This is a genomic window from Nocardiopsis dassonvillei subsp. dassonvillei DSM 43111 (assembly GCF_000092985.1).
In the GTDB taxonomy this organism is placed as follows: domain Bacteria; phylum Actinomycetota; class Actinomycetes; order Streptosporangiales; family Streptosporangiaceae; genus Nocardiopsis; species Nocardiopsis dassonvillei.
The window spans coordinates 4,382,352-4,399,971 of record NC_014210.1; the positions used below are offsets into that span (position 1 = coordinate 4,382,352).

The window sequence follows — 17,620 nt, forward strand, 5'->3', positions numbered from 1 at the left end:
CGCGGGGGCCGGACACGCGAACGCCCCGGAAGGCGGTGCCTTCCGGGGCGTTACGCGAGGTTATCGCGTGCTGGTTAGAGCGCGACGACGTTCTCGGCCTGCGGGCCACGCGTGCCCTGGACGACCTCGAACTCCACGCGCTGGTTCTCCTCCAGGTTACGGAAGCCCGTGCCCTGGATCGCGCTGTAGTGAACGAAGGCGTCGGGGCCGCCGCCGTCGGGGGAGATGAAGCCGAAGCCCTTCTCGCCGTTGAACCACTTCACAGTTCCCTGAGCCATGTTCTCTCCTTCAGCTCGGTGTACACGGACGCAGACTCACGTCCGCGAATTGCCGCGAGCCGGACTTCCTTGAAGAAACCGCCCGCCGGTCACAAACTCCGCGGGCAAGACACCAACTGCGAAATTCAACGACTAACAATCACTTTGAACGTACCACAGACAGGTCGGCCAGCGAAGGATTCCGATGTGGCAACCCGCACGGCCCGCCGGGGAATACCGGCGGACCCTCCAGGGTACACGTGGGCCGCGTGGGAACGCACGCCGGGATGTCACACCCCGTTCAGGCGGGCGTCGCCGACACGTCGTCGGCGCACCTCAGGACGGGTCCGCGCGTACCCGCGTCCGGCTCAGCCCTCGGCCGCCGGGGCGCGCGGCCCGCCGGGCGGCGGAGCGGTCGGGAGGTGTCCGCCGACGCCCTCCGGAACGGGCCCGTCGGCGCCCGGAACCGGACCCCGCGAGAGGCTCCGAGGCCGTGCGGACACCCGTGGAACACCGCCGGCGATCCGGGTTCACGCGTCGAATCGCGGCTTCGGGCGGCCGATGACGGGAGCGCGCGAGGAGGGCCGGAAAACACCGAGGCGCCCGCGGGGGGTGGACGGGCGCCGGGATGAGGGGAAGCGGGCGACTCAGCCCTGGTCGATCCCCACGAAGTGGCCCTCCTCGGCCTCGATCAGCGGAGCGGAGTCCTCGTCGGGCGCCGTCGGCAGGACGACGTCCTCGGGGGGGTTGGCCGCCAGTTCGGCGTCGACCTCGGCCCAGGTGCGGTGCAGCTGCGGCACGCAGGACAGCAGGTGACGGCTGTAGGGGTGCAGCGGGTTGTCGAAGACCCTGGCCGTCGGACCCATCTCGGCGATCGCGCCCTTGCGCAGGATCACCGACTTGTCGCTGACGTAGTTGCCCAGCGACAGGTCGTGGGTGACGAACAGGATGCCCAGGCCGCGCTCCTTGAGGTCGGCGAGCAGGTTGAGCACGTCGATGCGCGTGGAGGCGTCGAGCATGCTGATGATCTCGTCGGCGACCAGCAGCTTGATGTCCAGCAGCAGCGCCCGCGCGATCAGCAGGCGCTGCAACTGGCCGCCGCTGAGCTGGTGCGGGTACTTGTTGAGGACGTTGCCCGGGTCCAGGCGCACCGTGGCGATCGCGTCCAGCACCTTGTCCCGCCACTCCGTCTCCGAGGTCTTCGGGAAGTAGGAGGTGCGGACCATCTCGAAGACGCGGTCGGCCTTGAAGATGGGGTTGAAGCAGCTGAACGGGTCCTGGAAGACCCCCTGCACGCGGCGGTAGTACTCCTTGCGCGCGGCGTGGCCCTTGATGGTGGTGATGTCGGTGCCCTCGAAGGTGATGCTCCCCGAGGTCGGCTTGAACAGGCCCAGCACCATCTTGCCGAGGGTGCTCTTGCCGCTGCCGCTCTCACCGATCAGCGAGACGACCTCGCCCGCCTCCACCGTGAGGCTCACGTCGCGGACGGCGCGCAGGCGGTCACCGCCGAACGCGCCCACCTTGTACACCTTGTGCACGTGGCTGAGTTCCAGCACGGTCTACCTCACCCCGTCTTCCAGCAGGCGGCCCAGTGGCCGGGTTCGATCTCCACCAGCGGCGGCTTTTCGGAGCACTTGGAGAACGCCATCGGGCAGCGGTCCTTGAACCGGCAGCCGGTGGGCGGGTTGAGCAGACCCGGCGGGGTGCCGGGGATGCCCGCCAGGCGGCCCCCCTGCACGGTGGAGGTGGAGCCGACCTCGGGCAGCGCCCCGATGAGCATCTGGGTGTAGGGGTGCTTGGGCTCGTTGATGATGGTGCCCGCGGCCGCCTTCTCCACGATGTGGCCCGCGTACATCACCATGATCGTGTCCGCCATCTGGTACACGAGCGAGATGTCGTGGGTCACGAAGACCATGCTCTTGATGTAGCCCCGGTCGCGGAACTCCACCATCGACTCCGCGACGGAGCGCTGGGTGGACACGTCCAGGGCCGAGGTGACCTCGTCGGCGATCAGCAGCGACGGGTTGAGCAGGGTCGAGATGACCATGACGACGCGCTGCTTCATGCCGCCGGACAGCTCGATCGGGAACCGGTTGAGCACGTCGGTGTCCAGGCCGACCAGCTCCAGGCGGCGGTGGAGCTCCTCGGTGACGTCGGCGGGCCGCACGCCGCGGGCGCGCAGCAGCTCGTTGATCATCCTCCCGATCTTGCGGGTCGGGTTGAGCGCGCTCATCGCGTACTGCGGGATGAGCGAGATCTCGTGGTACCGCAGGGGCACCATCGCGCGGTCGTCGGCGATGGGCACGTCCTTGCCGTCCAGCTCGATCGTGCCGCCGACGTGGCGCATCCGCGAGTCCAGGCGGATCAGGCTCTTGCCCAGGGTGGTCTTGCCGCAGCCGGACTCCCCGGCCAGGCCCATGATCTCCCCGTCGGCGAGGTCGAACGTGACGCCGTCGAGGGCGTGGACGTCCCCGCGCAGGGTCTGGTAGTAGACCTTCAGGTCCTTGACGCGCAGGGTCATCACAGCTCCCGCAGCTTGGGGTTGAAGACCTCGTCCAACCCGACGTTGAGGATGTACAGCGAGCCCACGATCACGGTGATTCCGAGACCCGGCGGGATGAACCACCACCACATGCCGAGGGTGAGCGCGCTCCAGGCGACGGCGCTCTCCAGCATCAGGCCGAGGGACACGCCGTTGGAGGGGCCGAGGCCGATGAAGTCCAGACCGGCCGCGGTGAGGACCGCGCCGCCGAACTGCAGGATGAAGGCCATCACCAGGTACGAGCTCATGTTGGGCGCGATCTCGGTGGTGATGATCTTCCAGGTGCGCCGACCGCTCAGCCGGGCCAGGTCCACGTAGTCGCGGGTGGCCAGGGACAGCGCCTGCGAACGGACCGCGCGGGCCGCCCACGGCCAGGCGGTCAGACCGATGAACAGGCCCTGCACGAACAGGCCGCGCGCGTCCAGGTAGGCGATCGCGACGATGAGCACGACCATCGCGGGCAGCACCAGGACCACGTTCGTGATCATGTTGAGGATCTCGTCGACGATCCCGCCCTTGTACCCGGCGACGAAGCCGACCGCGGTGCCGATGACGAAGGCGACGCCGCCGCCGAACAGGCCGATGATGAACGTGGCGCGCACGCCGTGCACGAACTGGGCCCAGATGTCCTGGCCGAACGTGGTGGTGCCCAGCCAGTACTCGCCGTTGGGCGCCTGCATCTGCGGGCCGACGTACTCGTTGGGGCTGTCGCTGACGAAGAAGGGGCCGACGATCCCGAGCAGCAGGAAGGCCAGGACGATACCCGAGCCGATGAGCAGCTTGGGGTTGCGCCGGGCGAAGTACAGGGCCTCGGAGCCCTTGCGCCCGGCAGGTTCGGGGGCGTCCGCCTTCTCGGCGGTGCCCGGAGCTCCGGCGACGTTCGTCATGAGGAGCCTCCCGTCATCTGGACCCGGGTGCGCGGGTCGATCAGCACGTAGACGATGTCGATGATGAAGTTGGCGATCAGCACGCCGACGACCACGAACAGGAAGACGCCCTGGAGCAGGAAGAAGTCGCGGCTCTCCAGGGAGTCCAGGATGAGCTTGCCGAGGCCGGGGTAGTTGAACACGATCTCGGTGAGCAGGGAGCCCGCGATGATCGTGCCCAGCTGGACGGCCAGACCCGTGATCTGCGGCAGCATGGCGTTGCGGAACGCGTAGCGCCGGACCAGCTTGCGCGGCGCGCCGAGGGCCTGGAGGTAGTTGGAGTAGTCCGCGTCCAGCTCGTAGATGATCATGTTGCGCATGCCGATCGCCCAGCCGCCGAGCGCCACCAGGAACATGGACAGGAACGGCAGGAACCAGTGGGTGATCAGGTTGGAGATGAACAGCCAGCTGAACTCGGGGCGCAGGGAGAAGCTGTAGCCGCCCGAGGCCGGGAAGATCCCGGCGACGATGCCCAGGCTCCAGGCCAGCAGCAGGGCCAGCCACATGTACGGCGTGGCGGTGAGGATGTACCCGACCGGCAGGACCGTGTTGTCCAGGGCCTTGCTGCGGGCGGCGAAGGCGCCGAAGCGGTTGCCGATGATCCAGCTGAGCAGGATCGCGGGGAGCAGCAGTCCCAGGGTGAAGGGGACCGCCCTCATGATGACGTCGGTGACCGGCTCGGGGTAGAGCATCACGCTGATGCCCAGGTCCCCCCGGAACAGACCGGCCCAGAAACTCAGGTACTGCTCGTGCAGCGGCTTGTCGAGGCCGAAGACCTCCTCGTAGTAGGCGGTCATGGTGGCCAGGGCCTCGGGGTCGCCCGCCGAGGCCCGGGAGAGCATGCTGCGGATGGGGTCGCCGGGCATGAAGCGCGGAATCATCCAGTTGATGGTGACCGCGACGATGAACGTAAGCAGGTAGACGAAGAGCTTACGACCGATATAGCGCCACACACGTTCCTCCAGGTGATGGCGGCGGACAGTCGAGTGGCCCCGGAGGGGGCGCGGCGCGGACCCTGTGGGGGGTGTTCCGTGCCGCGCCCGCTCTCCCGGGGCGTCCCCCGGCCGGGCTCTTTCGCGCCGTGCCTCGGCCGGGGGCGGGGAGTGGTCAGCGGGGTGGATGGGGGGAGATCGCTCCCCCGCCCCTACTCGACCGGTTCGATCGAGGCGAGGGTCTCGATCCCGCCGAGCTCGTACCAGCCCTCCCACATCACCGCGGGGCTGTTGGGCGTGCCCTCGGCCTCACTGGGCCAGTTGGTCCAGGCGGAGTTGTTGGCCTGCGACCACTGGCCGTTGTACCAGAGCGGGATGGTCGGCAGCTCGGCCAGGAAGTGCTCCTGGAGCTGCGAGGTGACCTCGGCCGCGGCCTCGACGTCGTCGGCGGGGACCCGGGCGAGCTCCTCGGTGAGGGCCCACGCCTCGTCGCTCTCGTAGCGGTGGAAGTTCACCGTGGTCTGCTGCTCCTGGACGGGCAGCTGGTAGAGGTAGTCGTAGTAGGTCCACGGCGAGTTGCTCAGCTGCCGGGCGTTGTTGATGACCAGGTCGAACTCGCCCGCGTTGCGGTTGTCGTCGAGCAGGCCCGCGTCGGGGAACTCGGCCGTGATGTTGATGCCGACGTCCTGGGCGTTCTGCTCGATGATCCGGGCGGCCTCCATCCAGTCGGTCCAGCCGGAGGGGACCGCGAGGGTCAGCGCGATGGGCTCGCCGTCGGGGGTCTCGACGAAGCCGTCGCCGTCCTCGTCCATGTAGCCGGCCTCTTCGAGGATGGCCACGGCCTCGTCCGCGTCGAAGGTGAAGCCCTCGCGCTCGACCAGCTCGTGGTCGATGTAGGCGTCCCACTCGGGCAGCAGACCCGTGGGGTTGGCCGCCTGGACCAGGTTGGCGTACGGGCCCTCGACGATCTGGGTGATGTTGATCGAGTGGGCCAGGGCCTGGCGGAACGCCGTGTCGTTGAGCGGCTCACGGGTGTGGTTCGGGATGAGCCACGCCGTGTTGGCGCTCTTCATGTACGGGGGGCCGTCGTAGAAGCTGGTGATGGTCTCGTTGCTGTTGAGGACCTGGTCGATACCGGGCAGGAAGTTGTTGGAGAGGTCGACCTCGCCCTGGTTCAGCATGCCCATCGTGACCTCGTTGGAGGCGTTGACGATGTCGACGATGTAGCGGGCGTCCATCGTCATGTCGAGGGCCTCGATGGCCCACCACTCGTCGTTGCGCTCCCAGACCATGCGGTCGTCGGTGTGCGACTCGTAGACGTAGGGGCCGGTGCCGACCGGGTTCTCGTTGGGGCTGTCGGCGACCTGGCTCTCCTCCATGCCGGCCCAGATGTGGTCCGGGACGATGGGGTTGGAGTAGGCCCAGTTCATCCACTCCTGCGGACGGGTCTCCGAGAAGGTGACGTGACCGTGCGCTCGTCGGTGGCCTCGACGCTCTCGATGTAATCCCAAACGTTGCTTTAGTGGACTCCGGGGATCTGACCGAGATCCATCGTGGTGACCACGTCCTGGGCGATAAAGGGGACGTCGTAGTTCCATGTGACGCCCGCGGGTAGGGAGATCACGTGCTCGGTCTCCGAGGTCCATTCGTCATTCTTGGTTAGCCAGTGGACGTTCTCTTCCGCGACCTCGTCGTAGATATATATGACTCGTTACCAGGCCGTTGGTGCCGACCGCGAACTGGCCCCGCATCATCACCCGTGGGGTTGGCCGCCTGGACCAGGTTGGCGTACGGGCCCTCGACGATCTGGGTGATGTTGATCGAGTGGGCCAGGGCCTGGCGGAACGCCGTGTCGTTGAGCGGCTCACGGGTGTGGTTCGGGATGAGCCACGCCGTGTTGGCGCTCTTCATGTACGGGGGGCCGTCGTAGAAGCTGGTGATGGTCTCGTTGCTGTTGAGGACCTGGTCGATACCGGGCAGGAAGTTGTTGGAGAGGTCGACCTCGCCCTGGTTCAGCATGCCCATCGTGACCTCGTTGGAGGCGTTGACGATGTCGACGATGTAGCGGGCGTCCATCGTCATGTCGAGGGCCTCGATGGCCCACCACTCGTCGTTGCGCTCCCAGACCATGCGGTCGTCGGTGTGCGACTCGTAGACGTAGGGGCCGGTGCCGACCGGGTTCTCGTTGGGGCTGTCGGCGACCTGGCTCTCCTCCATGCCGGCCCAGATGTGGTCCGGGACGATGGGGTTGGAGTAGGCCCAGTTCATCCACTCCTGCGGACGGCTCTCCGAGAAGGTGACGGTGACCGTGCGCTCGTCGGTGGCCTCGACGCTCTCGATGTAGTCCCAGACGTTGCTGTAGGGGACTCCGGGGACCTGGCCGAGTTCCAGCGTGGTGACCACGTCCTGGGCGACGAAGGGCTCGCCGTCGTTCCACGTGACGCCCTCGCGCAGGGTGATCACGTGCTCGGTCTCCGAGGTCCACTCGTCGCTCTCGGCGAGCCAGTGGACGTACTCTCCCGCGTCCGCGTCGTAGTGGAAGAGCGACTCGTAGACCAGGCCGTTGGTGCCGACCGCGAACTGGCCCCGCATCATCGGGTTCCAGCTGGTCGGCGCCTCCCAGGCCGTACCCGTGGTGTACAGGGTCTCGTTCCTGGGGTACTGACCCGAACCGCCGTCGCTGTTCCCGCCGCCACCCGAGCAGGCGCTGACCGCGAGGGCCAGGGCCGCGAGTGCCGCCGGAAGCCGCAGCATTCTCATCTCGACTCCTCCTTGTCACCCGGCCGGCCTATGGGGGGAGTCCCCTCCGAGAGACCGGAAGGGTTGGGAGCGCTCCCAGTGGTGAGCGCGCGAGACCGTTGCTGAACCGGGTAAGTGACGTTAACAACAACACGTCCGCAGGAAGGGCGTCAATGCCCGACACTTCGCTGTTATTCGCTTGTAACAGCACAGATGCGGGTATGTCAGTAAGTTCGGCGGCGCTGAACCGGTTCCGCACGGGCGTTCTCGCTCCCTTGGGGGCCTGTCGGCGTGGGGCGTTACGCGCCGCAGCCTTCCACAGCTCGTGAGGAGGTGACAGCACCCTCACGGTCACCTTTTGGACACCAAAGCCGCAGAGACCACCGAGGCAACTCACGCCCCTGTTTTCACATCGTTAACAACTGCCACGGTGCACGCCGCGCCCCCGGCATCCGCGCCACGCGGGGCTCGCGGACCCTCACGCGGTGTACGCGTCGGACGGGGCGCGGGCGGCCGGCGGGGAGCGCCGGATCACGCGCCCAGGGGGCCGGTGCTGCCCCGCGGGAGCAGCTCCCCGCGCGAGGTCTCGCTGTTGGCCACCGGCTTGCCCTCGATCGTCCTGGCCAGCATCAGCGCGGCCTGGCGGCCGTAGGACACGATGTCGCGCACTATGGCGGTCAGCGAGGGGCGGACCAGGCGGCACAGCACCGAGTCGTCCCAGGCCACGATGGACAGCTGCGAGGGCACGTCCACGCCCATCTCGTGGGCCACGCCCAGTCCGGCCACGGCCATGAGGTCGTTGTCGTAGATCAGGGCCGTCGGCCGGTCGGTGGCGGCCAGCAGCTTGCGCGTGGTCCTGGTGCCCCCCTCGCCCGTGTAGTCGGCGTGCACCCAGCGGGCCTCGCTGAGCCCGGCCTGGGCCGCGGCGTCCAGGAAGGCCTGGGTGCGCACGCGGGTGTGCACGAACTTCTCCGGGCCCGCCACCTGGACGATGCGCCGGTGGCCGAGGGCGGCCAGGTAGTGGACGACCTCGCGCATGGCGGTGGCGTCGTCGGTGTACAGGTAGGGCAGGGAGCCCACGCCCTCGGGTCCGCCGAGGACGACGGCGGGCAGCGGGAGCTCCTCGACGACCTGGACGCGCGGGTCGCCCACGCGCAGGTCCACCATGATCACGCCGTCCACCCGGCGTTCGGACGACCAGCGCCGGTAGGCCGCGATCTCGGCGCCCATGTCCTCGGTGACCTGTAACAACAGGTCGACCCCCGAGGTGGCCAGCTCGGTCTCGATCCCCGAGACCAGCTGCATGAAGAAGGGTTCCAGACCGAGGGAGTGGGCGGGCCGGTCCACCACCAGGCCGACCGCCCCGATCCGGCCGCCGGGGGCGAGTGCGCGCGCCGGGCTGCTGGGCGCCCAGCCGAGGTCGCTGGCGATCGCCAGGATGCGTCTTCGGGTCTCCTCCGAGACCCCCGGACGCCCGTTGAGCGCGTAGGACACGGCCCCCTTGGACACCCCCGCGGCCTTGGCGATGTCCATGATGGTCGGACGCCGCATCAAACCCCCCATTCGTCCCCCTGATCACACAAAGCTGAACCGGTTAAGCAGACGGTTCGGGATTGTACTGCATGACCTTGGCGTCTAACCCGACAAATGGGTACTTAACTCACGAAAGTTCTCAAACTCCCTGGCATCGGGGGCACCAGTAGAGGGTGCGTCCGGCCAGTTCCGCGGAGGCGACCGGCGAAGAGCACACCCGGCAGGGTTCTCCGGTCCGGTAGCACACGTAGAGGCTGTCGGGCCGGGGCACGGGACGCGCGTCCGGGTCGGGGCGGTGCTCGGGCAGGGTGGTGATGATGTAGCCGTCCCGCACGCCGTCGCGGAGCAGGCCCGACAGGTCGTCCCACAGCCGCGACCACTGGTCGGCCGTGAGGTCGCGGCCCGGGGTCATCGGGTCCAGCCCCGCCCGGAACAGCGACTCCGCGCGGTAGATGTTGCCGATGCCCGCCACGACGTCCTGGCGCATGAGGAGCGCGGCGATGCTGGTCCGGGAACGGCTGACCACGCGCCAGGCGCGCTCGGGGTCGGCGTCGTCGCGCAGGGGGTCGGGCCCCAGCCTGTCCTGGACGGCGCGCTTGTCGTCCTCGGTGACGACCTCGCAGGCCGAGGGGCCGCGCAGGTCGGCCCAGCCGGAGGAGTTGACCAGCCGGGCCCGCACCGCCCCGACGGGTTCGGGCGCCACGACGAAGCCCTCGGCGTCGCGCAGCAGCTCCCGGCGGGCGCCGCCCGCGGCCCGAGGCGCGCCCAGGTGGCGTTCGCCGTCGGCGTCGCCGAAGGACCAGGCGCCGTACAGGCCCAGGTGGACCCGCAGCCACTCCCCCGAGTCGAACCCGAGGAAGAGGTGCTTGCCGTGGGCCTCGCTCTCGGTGAGGACCCGGCCGTCGATCCGGGCGGCGCCGTCGGCGAAGCGCCCCTGCGGACTGCTGGCGCGTACCGCGCCGCCGCCGAAGGTCTTGTCGAAGTGCGCTGCCAGGCGGTGCAGCGTGTGGCCCTCGGGCACCGGTCCTCTCCTCCTCCGTCCGTCCGGGGCTGCGGCGTGAACACCGCTTTCCGGACATCCGGCTCCAGGGTAGTGCGCCCGGCCCATCCGCCGGTCCGGTCGGCTTCCGGCGCCGGTGGGGCCGCCCGGCCGTGCGCGCGGGCGTGGCCGCCCGGCGGGTCAGTGGGCGGTGAGGATCTCCTCCACCAGGGCGCGCGGGTCGGCCAGGCAGCGCCAGGCGGGCACCACGACCACGGGGTCCCCCGTGGTGCGGTTGAGCGTCTCCCCCCGGGCGAGCAGCCAGCGCAGGGAGCGGCCGTCGGGCTCCCGGTCGAGCAGGAGCAGCAGGCGGCGGGAGCCGAACCGGACCACCATGTCGGCGGTCCAGCCCTCGCCCGTCTGCTGGAGGGTCACCTCCGTCCCCACCCCGCGCAGCTCCCTGACCAGCGCGGAGGCCGCCGCGTCGGTCCGCCCCGCGTGGCCCCCGGCCGCCGACGCCTCCAGCTCGCCCAGCGGGCCGTCGTCGCCCGACCAGTACCCGCGGTCGCCCACCACCACGAGCCGCTGGCGGGTGCGGGTGAGCACCGACGACCACAGGTGACCCATCCGGCGCACACGCCGCTCGGCGACGGCGGGCGCCCCGGAGGCCAGCGTCGGCGTCAGGACGGTGACGTCCGCCGGATCGTGGTCGTCCGCCAACAGGTCCGGTCCGCCCACCCGCACCTCGTGGCGCAGGACGCGCTTGCTCAGCAGGCGGCGCACCAGGGCCGCCTGGGGCTGGGTCGGCGCGACCACCGCGACCACCCGGCCCCGGGGCAGGTGCTCGTCGAGTTCGTCCACCACCACCGCCACCCGGTAGGCCTCGTCCCGGTTGACGAAGGACGCCCCGGGCGCGGCCTCGCAGACCCCGGCGACGTCGCGCCACTCGAACGCGGGGCCGCCCGAGGGGTCGGGGAGGGTGCGCACCGCGAGCCTGCCCCCGTAGCAGTGCCGCGACGCGGCCCCGGCGAGCTGGGGCGGCGCCCCGTCGTGCTCGTCCAGCCACCGCATGGGCGGCGCCGCCCGGTACAGGGCGCGCATCGCCGAACCGCCGCCGTAGCGCAGGCCCCGGTCGTCCAACTGGCCCGCGACCAGACCCGCGGCGGCCAGCGCGCGGCGCTCCTCGTCCGGTTCCAGCACGCTCACCGGTCCCGGGTGCGCGGGGTCGCCGAACACCACGGCGCGGTTGGCGCGGTAGAGCACCGGCAGCAGTTCGGCCAGCCGGGTGCGCTCGGCCCCGACCACGACGGCCAGGTCGAACAGGCCCGCCCGGGGTTGCAGCGCCCGGACCTGGTCGGTGCGGCACACCCACGCGGGCAGGGTGTCGAACAGCGCGCCCGGGCCCGGCCAGCCGTGGCCGCGGTGCCAGTTGAGGCTCTCCAGGCGGTGCTCGATGGCGGCGCGTCCCCGCCACAGCCGGGGGTCGCCGACCGCGCGCAGGCAGGCGGAGCTGGACCTGCGGTGCCGGGCGAGGGCGTCGGCCAGGTCGGCGGTGAGCGCGTTCAGCGGCGCGCAGCGGATCCGCCGGTCCACGGCCGCGCGCCACTCGCCCTCCAGACGGGCGACCGCGCGCAGGCGGGCGAGGCTGTCGGGGTCGGTGTCCACGCCCAGTTCGCGGCGGACGGCGCCCCGGTGCGCCAGCCCGGCCAGGCCCCCGGCCGCCGCGCGCTCGGCCCGGTGCAGCCAGTACTCGGGGCCGCCCCGCTCCGGGGTGAAGAGGGAGTCGGGGTCCCACCCCTGGGCGACGACCCGGCCGCGTTCCTCGGCCAGGCGGGCGAGCGCGTGGCCGCCGGAGGCCATGGTGTCCATGGCCCGCCACGCCTCGCGGACCGCCGTCCAGTCCGCGGCCAGGTCCGCCCAGTGGACGGTGGGGTCCTCCCCGCCGGAACCGGCGGGGGCCGCGGGCAGGCTCCGGGAGTGCTCGGTGAGGAGCCGGGTGAGCAGCACGGCCTCGGCCGTGCGCCGTCCCTCCCCGCCCACGCGCACGACGGGGTGCCCGGGGGAGGCGTCCGCGCGCAGGCGCACCGCGGCGACGTCGGCCTCGGTGCGACCGCACACCAGGACGCGCTGGCCGTTGCTGACGGCGGTGCGCACGAGGGCGTCGACCAGGTCGTGCACCCCGCTCCCGGGCGGGGCCGCGGCCACGGTGAGCTGCTCACGCATGGCCGCGCACAGGACCGCGTACTGGGACTGGTCGAGGGCGGTCGCCGAGATCGGGACGGGGGGCTCGGCGGTGTCCCCGCCGGGGTCGGCGCAACCGCGGCGGTTCGCGGCGCGGGAGCAGCGGAAGAGCCGTCCGGACGCCGCCGGGCCGGAGGCCGCGGCCGTTCGGGAGGGCTGTCCGAGCAGGGCCTCCAGGGCGGTCCCGCTGACGTCCTCGGGGTCGAGGCCGTCGCGGCCGGAGGGGTCGAGGTCGGCCAGGACGCCCTCGACGCCGACGGGTTCGCGCTCGTCGGCGTCGTGGCGTCCCCCGGGCCCGGCCCGGAAGAGCACGGCGACGTTGTGGGCGCCGTCCATCCAGGTGCGCGGGGCGCCGCGGGTGCCCAGGGGCGCGATGTCGTCCACCCGCTCGATCTCCAGGCCGGCGAGCAGGAGGCGGATCCTGGCGGCGAGGTCGGCGACGGCCGCGGGGCGCCGCAGGGGGTCGGGCGCCCCGGAGCGCAGCCGGGTCCGGAGTTCGAACAGGTCCTCGGGGTCGGTGAGGCCGAGGCGTTCCAGGAGCGCGGGGTTGACGTCGGGCGGGCCGACCGCGCGGACCAGGGTGTCCCCGGCCCCGGCGGGGGTGTCCGCGGTCTCGTCCACGACGCGCACGTCGACGGTGAGCAGGGGCAGGGCCGCCCGGTCCCCGCCCTCCCCCAGGACCACGAGCGGGTAGCCGTAGCGCGCGGACTGGCCGAGGTCGTTGGCCGCGCGCAGGACGCGGACGGACTCCGGGCGCAGCGCAAGCGTCTCCCCGGCCCCGCTGAAGAGCACCTCCGGGCCCGGGGGCAGGCACGCGCAGCTGTCGGAGCCCAGGTCGCCGACCGGGACGACGTGGGTGTGCACCGCCTCGCGGCGCATGCAGGCGCGCAGGTAGGCCAGCAGGGAGCTCACCTCGGAACGGTCGATCGGGGGCTTCCAGCGCAGCGAGGCCGTGCCGACTCCCGACGGGCCGCCGAGCGCGCCGGGGAGGGGGCCGGTGACTCCCGGCGGCGCCCCCGGCACGCCCGCGTGCCCGACCTCGTCCTCGTCGTCCCGCAGTGACCTCAACGTCTCCCCCACACGGCTGTGTCATCGGCCGACCACCCACCGACAGCAAGCCATTGTGGTGGATGGACCGGTCCCGGACCCCGCGAACACCGGAACCCGTCACCACTTTCACTCGGGGTGACGACTCCGGGTGACGGCGCCCGGGGCCCGGAGGGCGGTCAGCCCGCGCTGCCGTGGACGCGCAGGGCGATCCACAGCTCGGTGCGGTAGTCGGGATCGTCCAGGTCGCCGGGCAGCAGGTCGCGGATGCGCCGCATGCGGTAGCGCAGCGTGTGCCGGTGGATCCCCAGTGCCTCCGACGCCGCGTCCCACCGGCCCGAGGCCGCGAGGTAGGCGCGCAGCGAGGCCAGCAGTTCGGCCGAGGTGCGCTGGCGCAGCAGCGGGGCGAGCAGGTCCCCGGCCATGCGGGCGCCGGCGGGGGTGTCGGCCAGCCCGAGCAGTCCGCCGGGCAGGTCGCCGACGCGGAGCAGGCCCCCGCCCGCGTCGCGCGCGGCGGCCAGCGCGCGTTCGGCCTGGGACAGCGCCGCGGACAGTTCCGCGTAGGGGGAGGGGTCGCTCACCCCGACCGGCCCCTCCAGGACCTCGGCGAGCACTCCCGTTCCGGTGTCGGCGGGGGCCAGCAGCAGGACGCGGCCGTCGTGCTCGGTGACCAGGACGCCCTCGGGCGGCTGTGCGGGCCCGACCCCGTCGGCGGCCGCCACGAGGACGGGTCCGGCGGGAAGGACCCCGCGCAGCCGCTCCGCCCCCGGGTGCAGGGGGTCCAGCGCCCCGGTGAGCAGCGCCGCGAGCACCCCCTCGCGCACCCGGGCCGTGGCGTCATGCGCGGTGCGCTCCAGTTCGAGGGAGAGCAGCGACACCGCCGCGTTGACCAGCGTGCGCTCGTCCGAGCCGAGGCGCCCGCCGGTGCCCACGGCAAGGAAGCCGCGGACCCGGCGGCCGGTGGCCAGGGGCTGCACGGAGACGTGTTCGCCGCCCGAGGTGAGGGAGACGCTGGCGCGCACGCCCGCCTCGCGCAGCCGGTCCAGCTCCTCGGCGAGTCCGGCGGCGCGGGGGGAGGCCCCGGCGGGGGCGGCGTGCCGGGGGGCGCCGTCGGCGGACAGCAGCAGCACCCAGGCGCCGAGTTCGCGGGCCAGCCGGTCCACGATCGCCGCCTCCCCGGTGAGCGCGGCGCGGGTGAGGTCGCGCTGGGCGGCGAAGGCCCGGCTCAGCCCCTCGTACTCCTCCTTGGCCAGGAGCCGGGACACCTCCTTGCCGATCGCGATGAAGGGGGTCTCCCTGGCCACCTCCAGCAGGGTGAGGCCGAACTCGGCGGCGGCCTCGCGGAGCGGCTCGGGGGTGCGCTCCAGGACCACGCCGACCGCGAAGCCCAGCGCGGTGACGCGGCGCTCGGCCAGGCGGCGCGTGTAGTCGCGCAGGTCGGGGACGCCGGTGGCCCAGCGCACGCCGGTGGTGAGCAGGAGTTCGCCGCCCGCCAGGTAGGGCGTGGGGTCCTCCAGCTCGCTGACCGCGACCCACTCCACCCTCCGGTCCAGGTTCTCCTGGCCGGTGAGCAGGTTCAGGCGCAGGCGGGGCGTGCGCATCAGGGCCCCCAGGGTCGGTGGCATCGGCTTCCCCTCCACTTCGGCCGCCGGTCGAGGCGGTTCGGCGCGGTCGGCGGGACGGGACGCGGGCCGTCCTCCCCCCGCTCCAGCGGACCCGCTTCGTGCGAACCCTGACGCGCTGGCGCAAGGCTCAGCCCTGATTATCCACCTTGTCCATGTGGGGGTGGTTCCGCGCACCCTAGTGTCGTCCCAGGTCGGGGAGCCCACCCCCGGCCCCTCTCCGCTCCCGTCCACCGCAGAAGGAGGCAGCCGCATGGCAGCGACCGAGGTCGCCCAGTCCCGCCGGATCGTCACCGAGATCCCCGGCCCCAAGTCCCGCGCGATCCAGGAGCGCCGCCGTTCGGCCGTCGCCCAGGGCGTGGGCAGCGTCCTGCCGGTCTACGTCGAGCGCGCGGGCGGCGGCATCGTCGAGGACGTCGACGGCAACGCGCTGATCGACTTCGGCTCCGGCATCGCCGTGACCAACGTCGGCAACGCCGACCCGCGCGTGGTGGAGCGCGCCGCCGAGCAGCTCGGCCGGTTCACGCACACCTGCTTCATGGTCAACCCGTACGAGGCGTACGTGGACGTGTGCGAGGCACTCAACCGGATCACGCCGGGCGACCACGAGAAGCGCTCGATCCTGCTCAACTCGGGCGCCGAGGCGGTCGAGAACGCGGTGAAGATCGCCCGCAGCGCGACCGGCCGCCAGGCGGTCGTGGTGTTCGACCACGCCTACCACGGCCGCACCAACCTCACCATGGGGCTGACCGCCAAGAACATGCCCTACAAGCAGGGCTTCGGGCCGTTCGCCGGTGAGATCCACCGGATGCCGATGGCCTACCCGTACCGCTGGCCGACGGGCCCGGACAACTGCGGCCCCGAGGCGGCGGCCATGGTGATCGAGCAGATCACCAAGCAGATCGGCGCCCAGAACGTGGCGGCCGTGGTGATCGAGCCGATCCAGGGCGAGGGCGGCTTCATCGAGCCCGCCCCCGGCTTCCTGCCCGCGGTGGTGGAGTTCTGCCGCGCCAACGGCATCGTGTTCGTCGCCGACGAGGTGCAGACCGGCTTCGCCCGCACCGGCCACATGTTCGCCAGCGAGCACGAGGGCGTGGTCCCGGACCTGATCACGACCGCCAAGGGCATCGCGGGCGGCCTGCCGCTGGCCGCGGTGACCGGCCGCGCCGAGCTGATGGACGCCGTGCACGGCGGCGGCCTGGGCGGCACCTACGGCGGCAACCCGGCCGCGTGCGCCGCCGCGCTGGCCGCGCTGTCGGCGATCGAGTCCGACGGCCTGGTGGAGCGCGCCCGTGAGATCGGCGAGCTGATGCTGGGCCGCCTGCGCGAGCTGGCCGCCAAGTACGAGGTCATCGGCGACGTGCGCGGACGCGGCGCGATGATCGCGATCGAGCTGGTCCAGGACGCCGACCGCACGCCCGCCCCCGAGGCGCTGGCCAAGGTCCTGTCCTACTGCCACTCCCGCGGCCTGGTCCTGCTGAGCGCGGGCACCTACGGCAACGTGATCCGCATGCTGCCGCCGCTGGTGATCGGCGACGAGCTGCTGCACGAGGGCCTGGACATCCTGGAGGAGGCCTTCGCCCGGCTGTAGTCCCCCGTGCGGCGGAGGCGGCGGGCGGCGCGGGAAGCGCCGCCCGCCGCCTCCGTCACCACCGGGCCCCGCGCCGCGGTCCCGCCCGGGGCGGCGCGGTCGCGTCAGCGCGTCCGCCGTGCTCCCGCACGCGACATCGTCGGCGCACCTCCCGCTCCGGCCCCGTCAGTGCGTCCAGGCCACGTCCCGCGGCAGCGGGTGGTCCTCGGCGCGCATCTCCTCCAGCAGTGCGAGGAACCCCGCCGCGACCGGCCCCGGCCTGCGGTCCCGGCGCGTGAGCACGCTCAGCCCGCGGTCCACGACCGGGTCGGTCAGGGGCACGCGCACGTGGTCGGCGAAGCTCATCAGCACTCCGACCAGGGCCGGGAGCGCGGTGACGCCGATCCCCGCGGACACCAGGCCGCCGATGGTCGAGACGTTGCCCGCCCGCACGATCCGTTCGGGCACCACGCCCGCGCGCTCGAAGGCGGCGTCCGCGCCCGCGCGCACGCTGGAGTCGCCGCCGGTGGCCAGGAAGGCCTCCCCCGCCAGATCGGCCCAGGTCAGCGCGGACCGCTCCGCGAAGGGGTGCCCCACCGGTACGACCGCGAAGTAGCGGTCCCGCAGGAGCGGCCGCGACACCAGCTCCCCGGGCACCCGGCCCGCGGCCACCAGGGCCAGGTCGCACTCCCCCGCCTGGAGCCGTTCCACGGCCGCCTCCGACATCCCGTCCAGGACGTGGACGTCGGCCTCGGGCGTGCGCGACCTGAGCCGGGAGATCACCGAGGGCAGCAGGGCGGCCGCCACCGAGGGCAGCGTCGCCACCGCGACGGTGCCGCGCTCGCCGCGCAGGAAGCGCTCCAGCCCGTTCATCTCCGAGCGGTGCGCCTCCAGCAGGCGTTCGGCCACGGCCAGCAGCTCGGCCCCTTCCGGGGTGCACTCCACCCTGCGCGTGGTCCGCTCCAGGAGGCGGACCCCCAGGGTGCGCTCCAGCCCGAGCACCGTCCTGCTCAGCGAGGGCTGCGCGACGCGCAGTTCACGGGAGGCGCGCGTGAAACTCCCGTACCTGGCCACCGCGGCGTAGGCGGACAACTGCCTCAGGCTCAGATCCATGCCTCCAGAGCATAGATCCAGAGGAAACCGATGTTGGACAAGGGGAGAACCCCGCGAAACCATGTCGGCATGTGTCCCCCGTCACTTCCCCCCGTGAGGGTGTCCGAGGAGCGTGCCAG

11 protein-coding genes and 2 pseudogenes are annotated in these 17,620 nt (G+C 72.0%); 1 reads left to right on the plus strand and 12 read right to left on the minus strand.

The genetic code is table 11. From position 1 onward, the window contains the following. Positions 1-74 precede the first annotated feature (74 nt). The 11 genes and pseudogenes from NDAS_RS18080 to NDAS_RS18130 form a co-directional block, all read right to left on the minus strand. Entirely contained in the window at positions 75-278 is a 204-nt protein-coding gene (locus NDAS_RS18080; RefSeq protein WP_013154658.1) for a cold-shock protein, read from the minus strand. A gap of 626 nt (positions 279-904) precedes the next feature. Beyond that, positions 905-1,813 (minus strand): ABC transporter ATP-binding protein, encoded by a 909-nt coding sequence (locus NDAS_RS18085; protein ID WP_013154659.1) that lies wholly within the window; start codon positions 1,811-1,813, stop codon positions 905-907. A gap of 8 nt (positions 1,814-1,821) precedes the next feature. Beyond that, entirely contained in the window at positions 1,822-2,778 is a 957-nt protein-coding gene (locus tag NDAS_RS18090; protein ID WP_013154660.1) for an ABC transporter ATP-binding protein, read from the minus strand. After that, positions 2,778-3,686: an ABC transporter permease gene (locus NDAS_RS18095; RefSeq protein ID WP_013154661.1), complete on the minus strand. Its 909-nt coding sequence runs from the start codon at positions 3,684-3,686 to the stop codon at positions 2,778-2,780. The genes NDAS_RS18090 and NDAS_RS18095 overlap by 1 nt, the downstream gene beginning before the upstream one ends. Beyond that, entirely contained in the window at positions 3,683-4,678 is a 996-nt protein-coding gene (locus NDAS_RS18100) for an ABC transporter permease (protein WP_013154662.1), read from the minus strand. The genes NDAS_RS18095 and NDAS_RS18100 overlap by 4 nt, the downstream gene beginning before the upstream one ends. Before the next feature lie 191 nt (positions 4,679-4,869). Further along, positions 4,870-6,525 (minus strand): annotated as a pseudogene (locus NDAS_RS18105) (ABC transporter substrate-binding protein). Continuing rightward, positions 6,413-7,411 (minus strand): annotated as a pseudogene (locus NDAS_RS18110) (ABC transporter substrate-binding protein); the annotation flags it as partial. The pseudogenes NDAS_RS18110 and NDAS_RS18105, both read right to left, overlap by 113 nt. Positions 7,412-7,927: 516 nt before the next feature. After that, positions 7,928-8,947 carry a LacI family DNA-binding transcriptional regulator gene (locus NDAS_RS18115; protein WP_019608035.1) on the minus strand — a complete coding sequence of 340 codons (1,020 nt, stop codon included), beginning with the start codon at positions 8,945-8,947 and terminating at the stop codon, positions 7,928-7,930. Positions 8,948-9,068: 121 nt separating this feature from the next. Then, the gene (locus NDAS_RS18120) at positions 9,069-9,950 is read right to left on the minus strand and encodes an Fpg/Nei family DNA glycosylase (RefSeq protein ID WP_013154665.1); all 882 of its coding nucleotides are present in this window, start codon (positions 9,948-9,950) and stop codon (positions 9,069-9,071) included. A 159-nt stretch (positions 9,951-10,109) separates the two neighbouring features. Next, positions 10,110-13,217 carry a DEAD/DEAH box helicase gene (locus tag NDAS_RS18125; protein WP_013154666.1) on the minus strand — a complete coding sequence of 1,036 codons (3,108 nt, stop codon included), beginning with the start codon at positions 13,215-13,217 and terminating at the stop codon, positions 10,110-10,112. 158 nt (positions 13,218-13,375) lie between these two features. Beyond that, positions 13,376-14,821 carry a PucR family transcriptional regulator gene (locus tag NDAS_RS18130; protein ID WP_013154667.1) on the minus strand — a complete coding sequence of 482 codons (1,446 nt, stop codon included), beginning with the start codon at positions 14,819-14,821 and terminating at the stop codon, positions 13,376-13,378. 250 nt (positions 14,822-15,071) lie between these two features. Here NDAS_RS18130 and gabT point away from each other — a divergent pair, with 250 nt between their 5' ends. After that, positions 15,072-16,409: a 4-aminobutyrate--2-oxoglutarate transaminase gene (gabT, locus tag NDAS_RS18135; RefSeq protein WP_013154668.1), complete on the plus strand. Its 1,338-nt coding sequence runs from the start codon at positions 15,072-15,074 to the stop codon at positions 16,407-16,409. 165 nt (positions 16,410-16,574) lie between these two features. Here the strand turns inward: gabT and NDAS_RS18140 are convergent, their stop codons facing one another. Further along, on the minus strand, positions 16,575-17,501 hold the full coding sequence (locus NDAS_RS18140) for a LysR family transcriptional regulator (protein WP_013154669.1): 927 nt from the start codon (positions 17,499-17,501) through the stop codon (positions 16,575-16,577). Between the last annotated feature and the right edge of the window lie 119 nt (positions 17,502-17,620).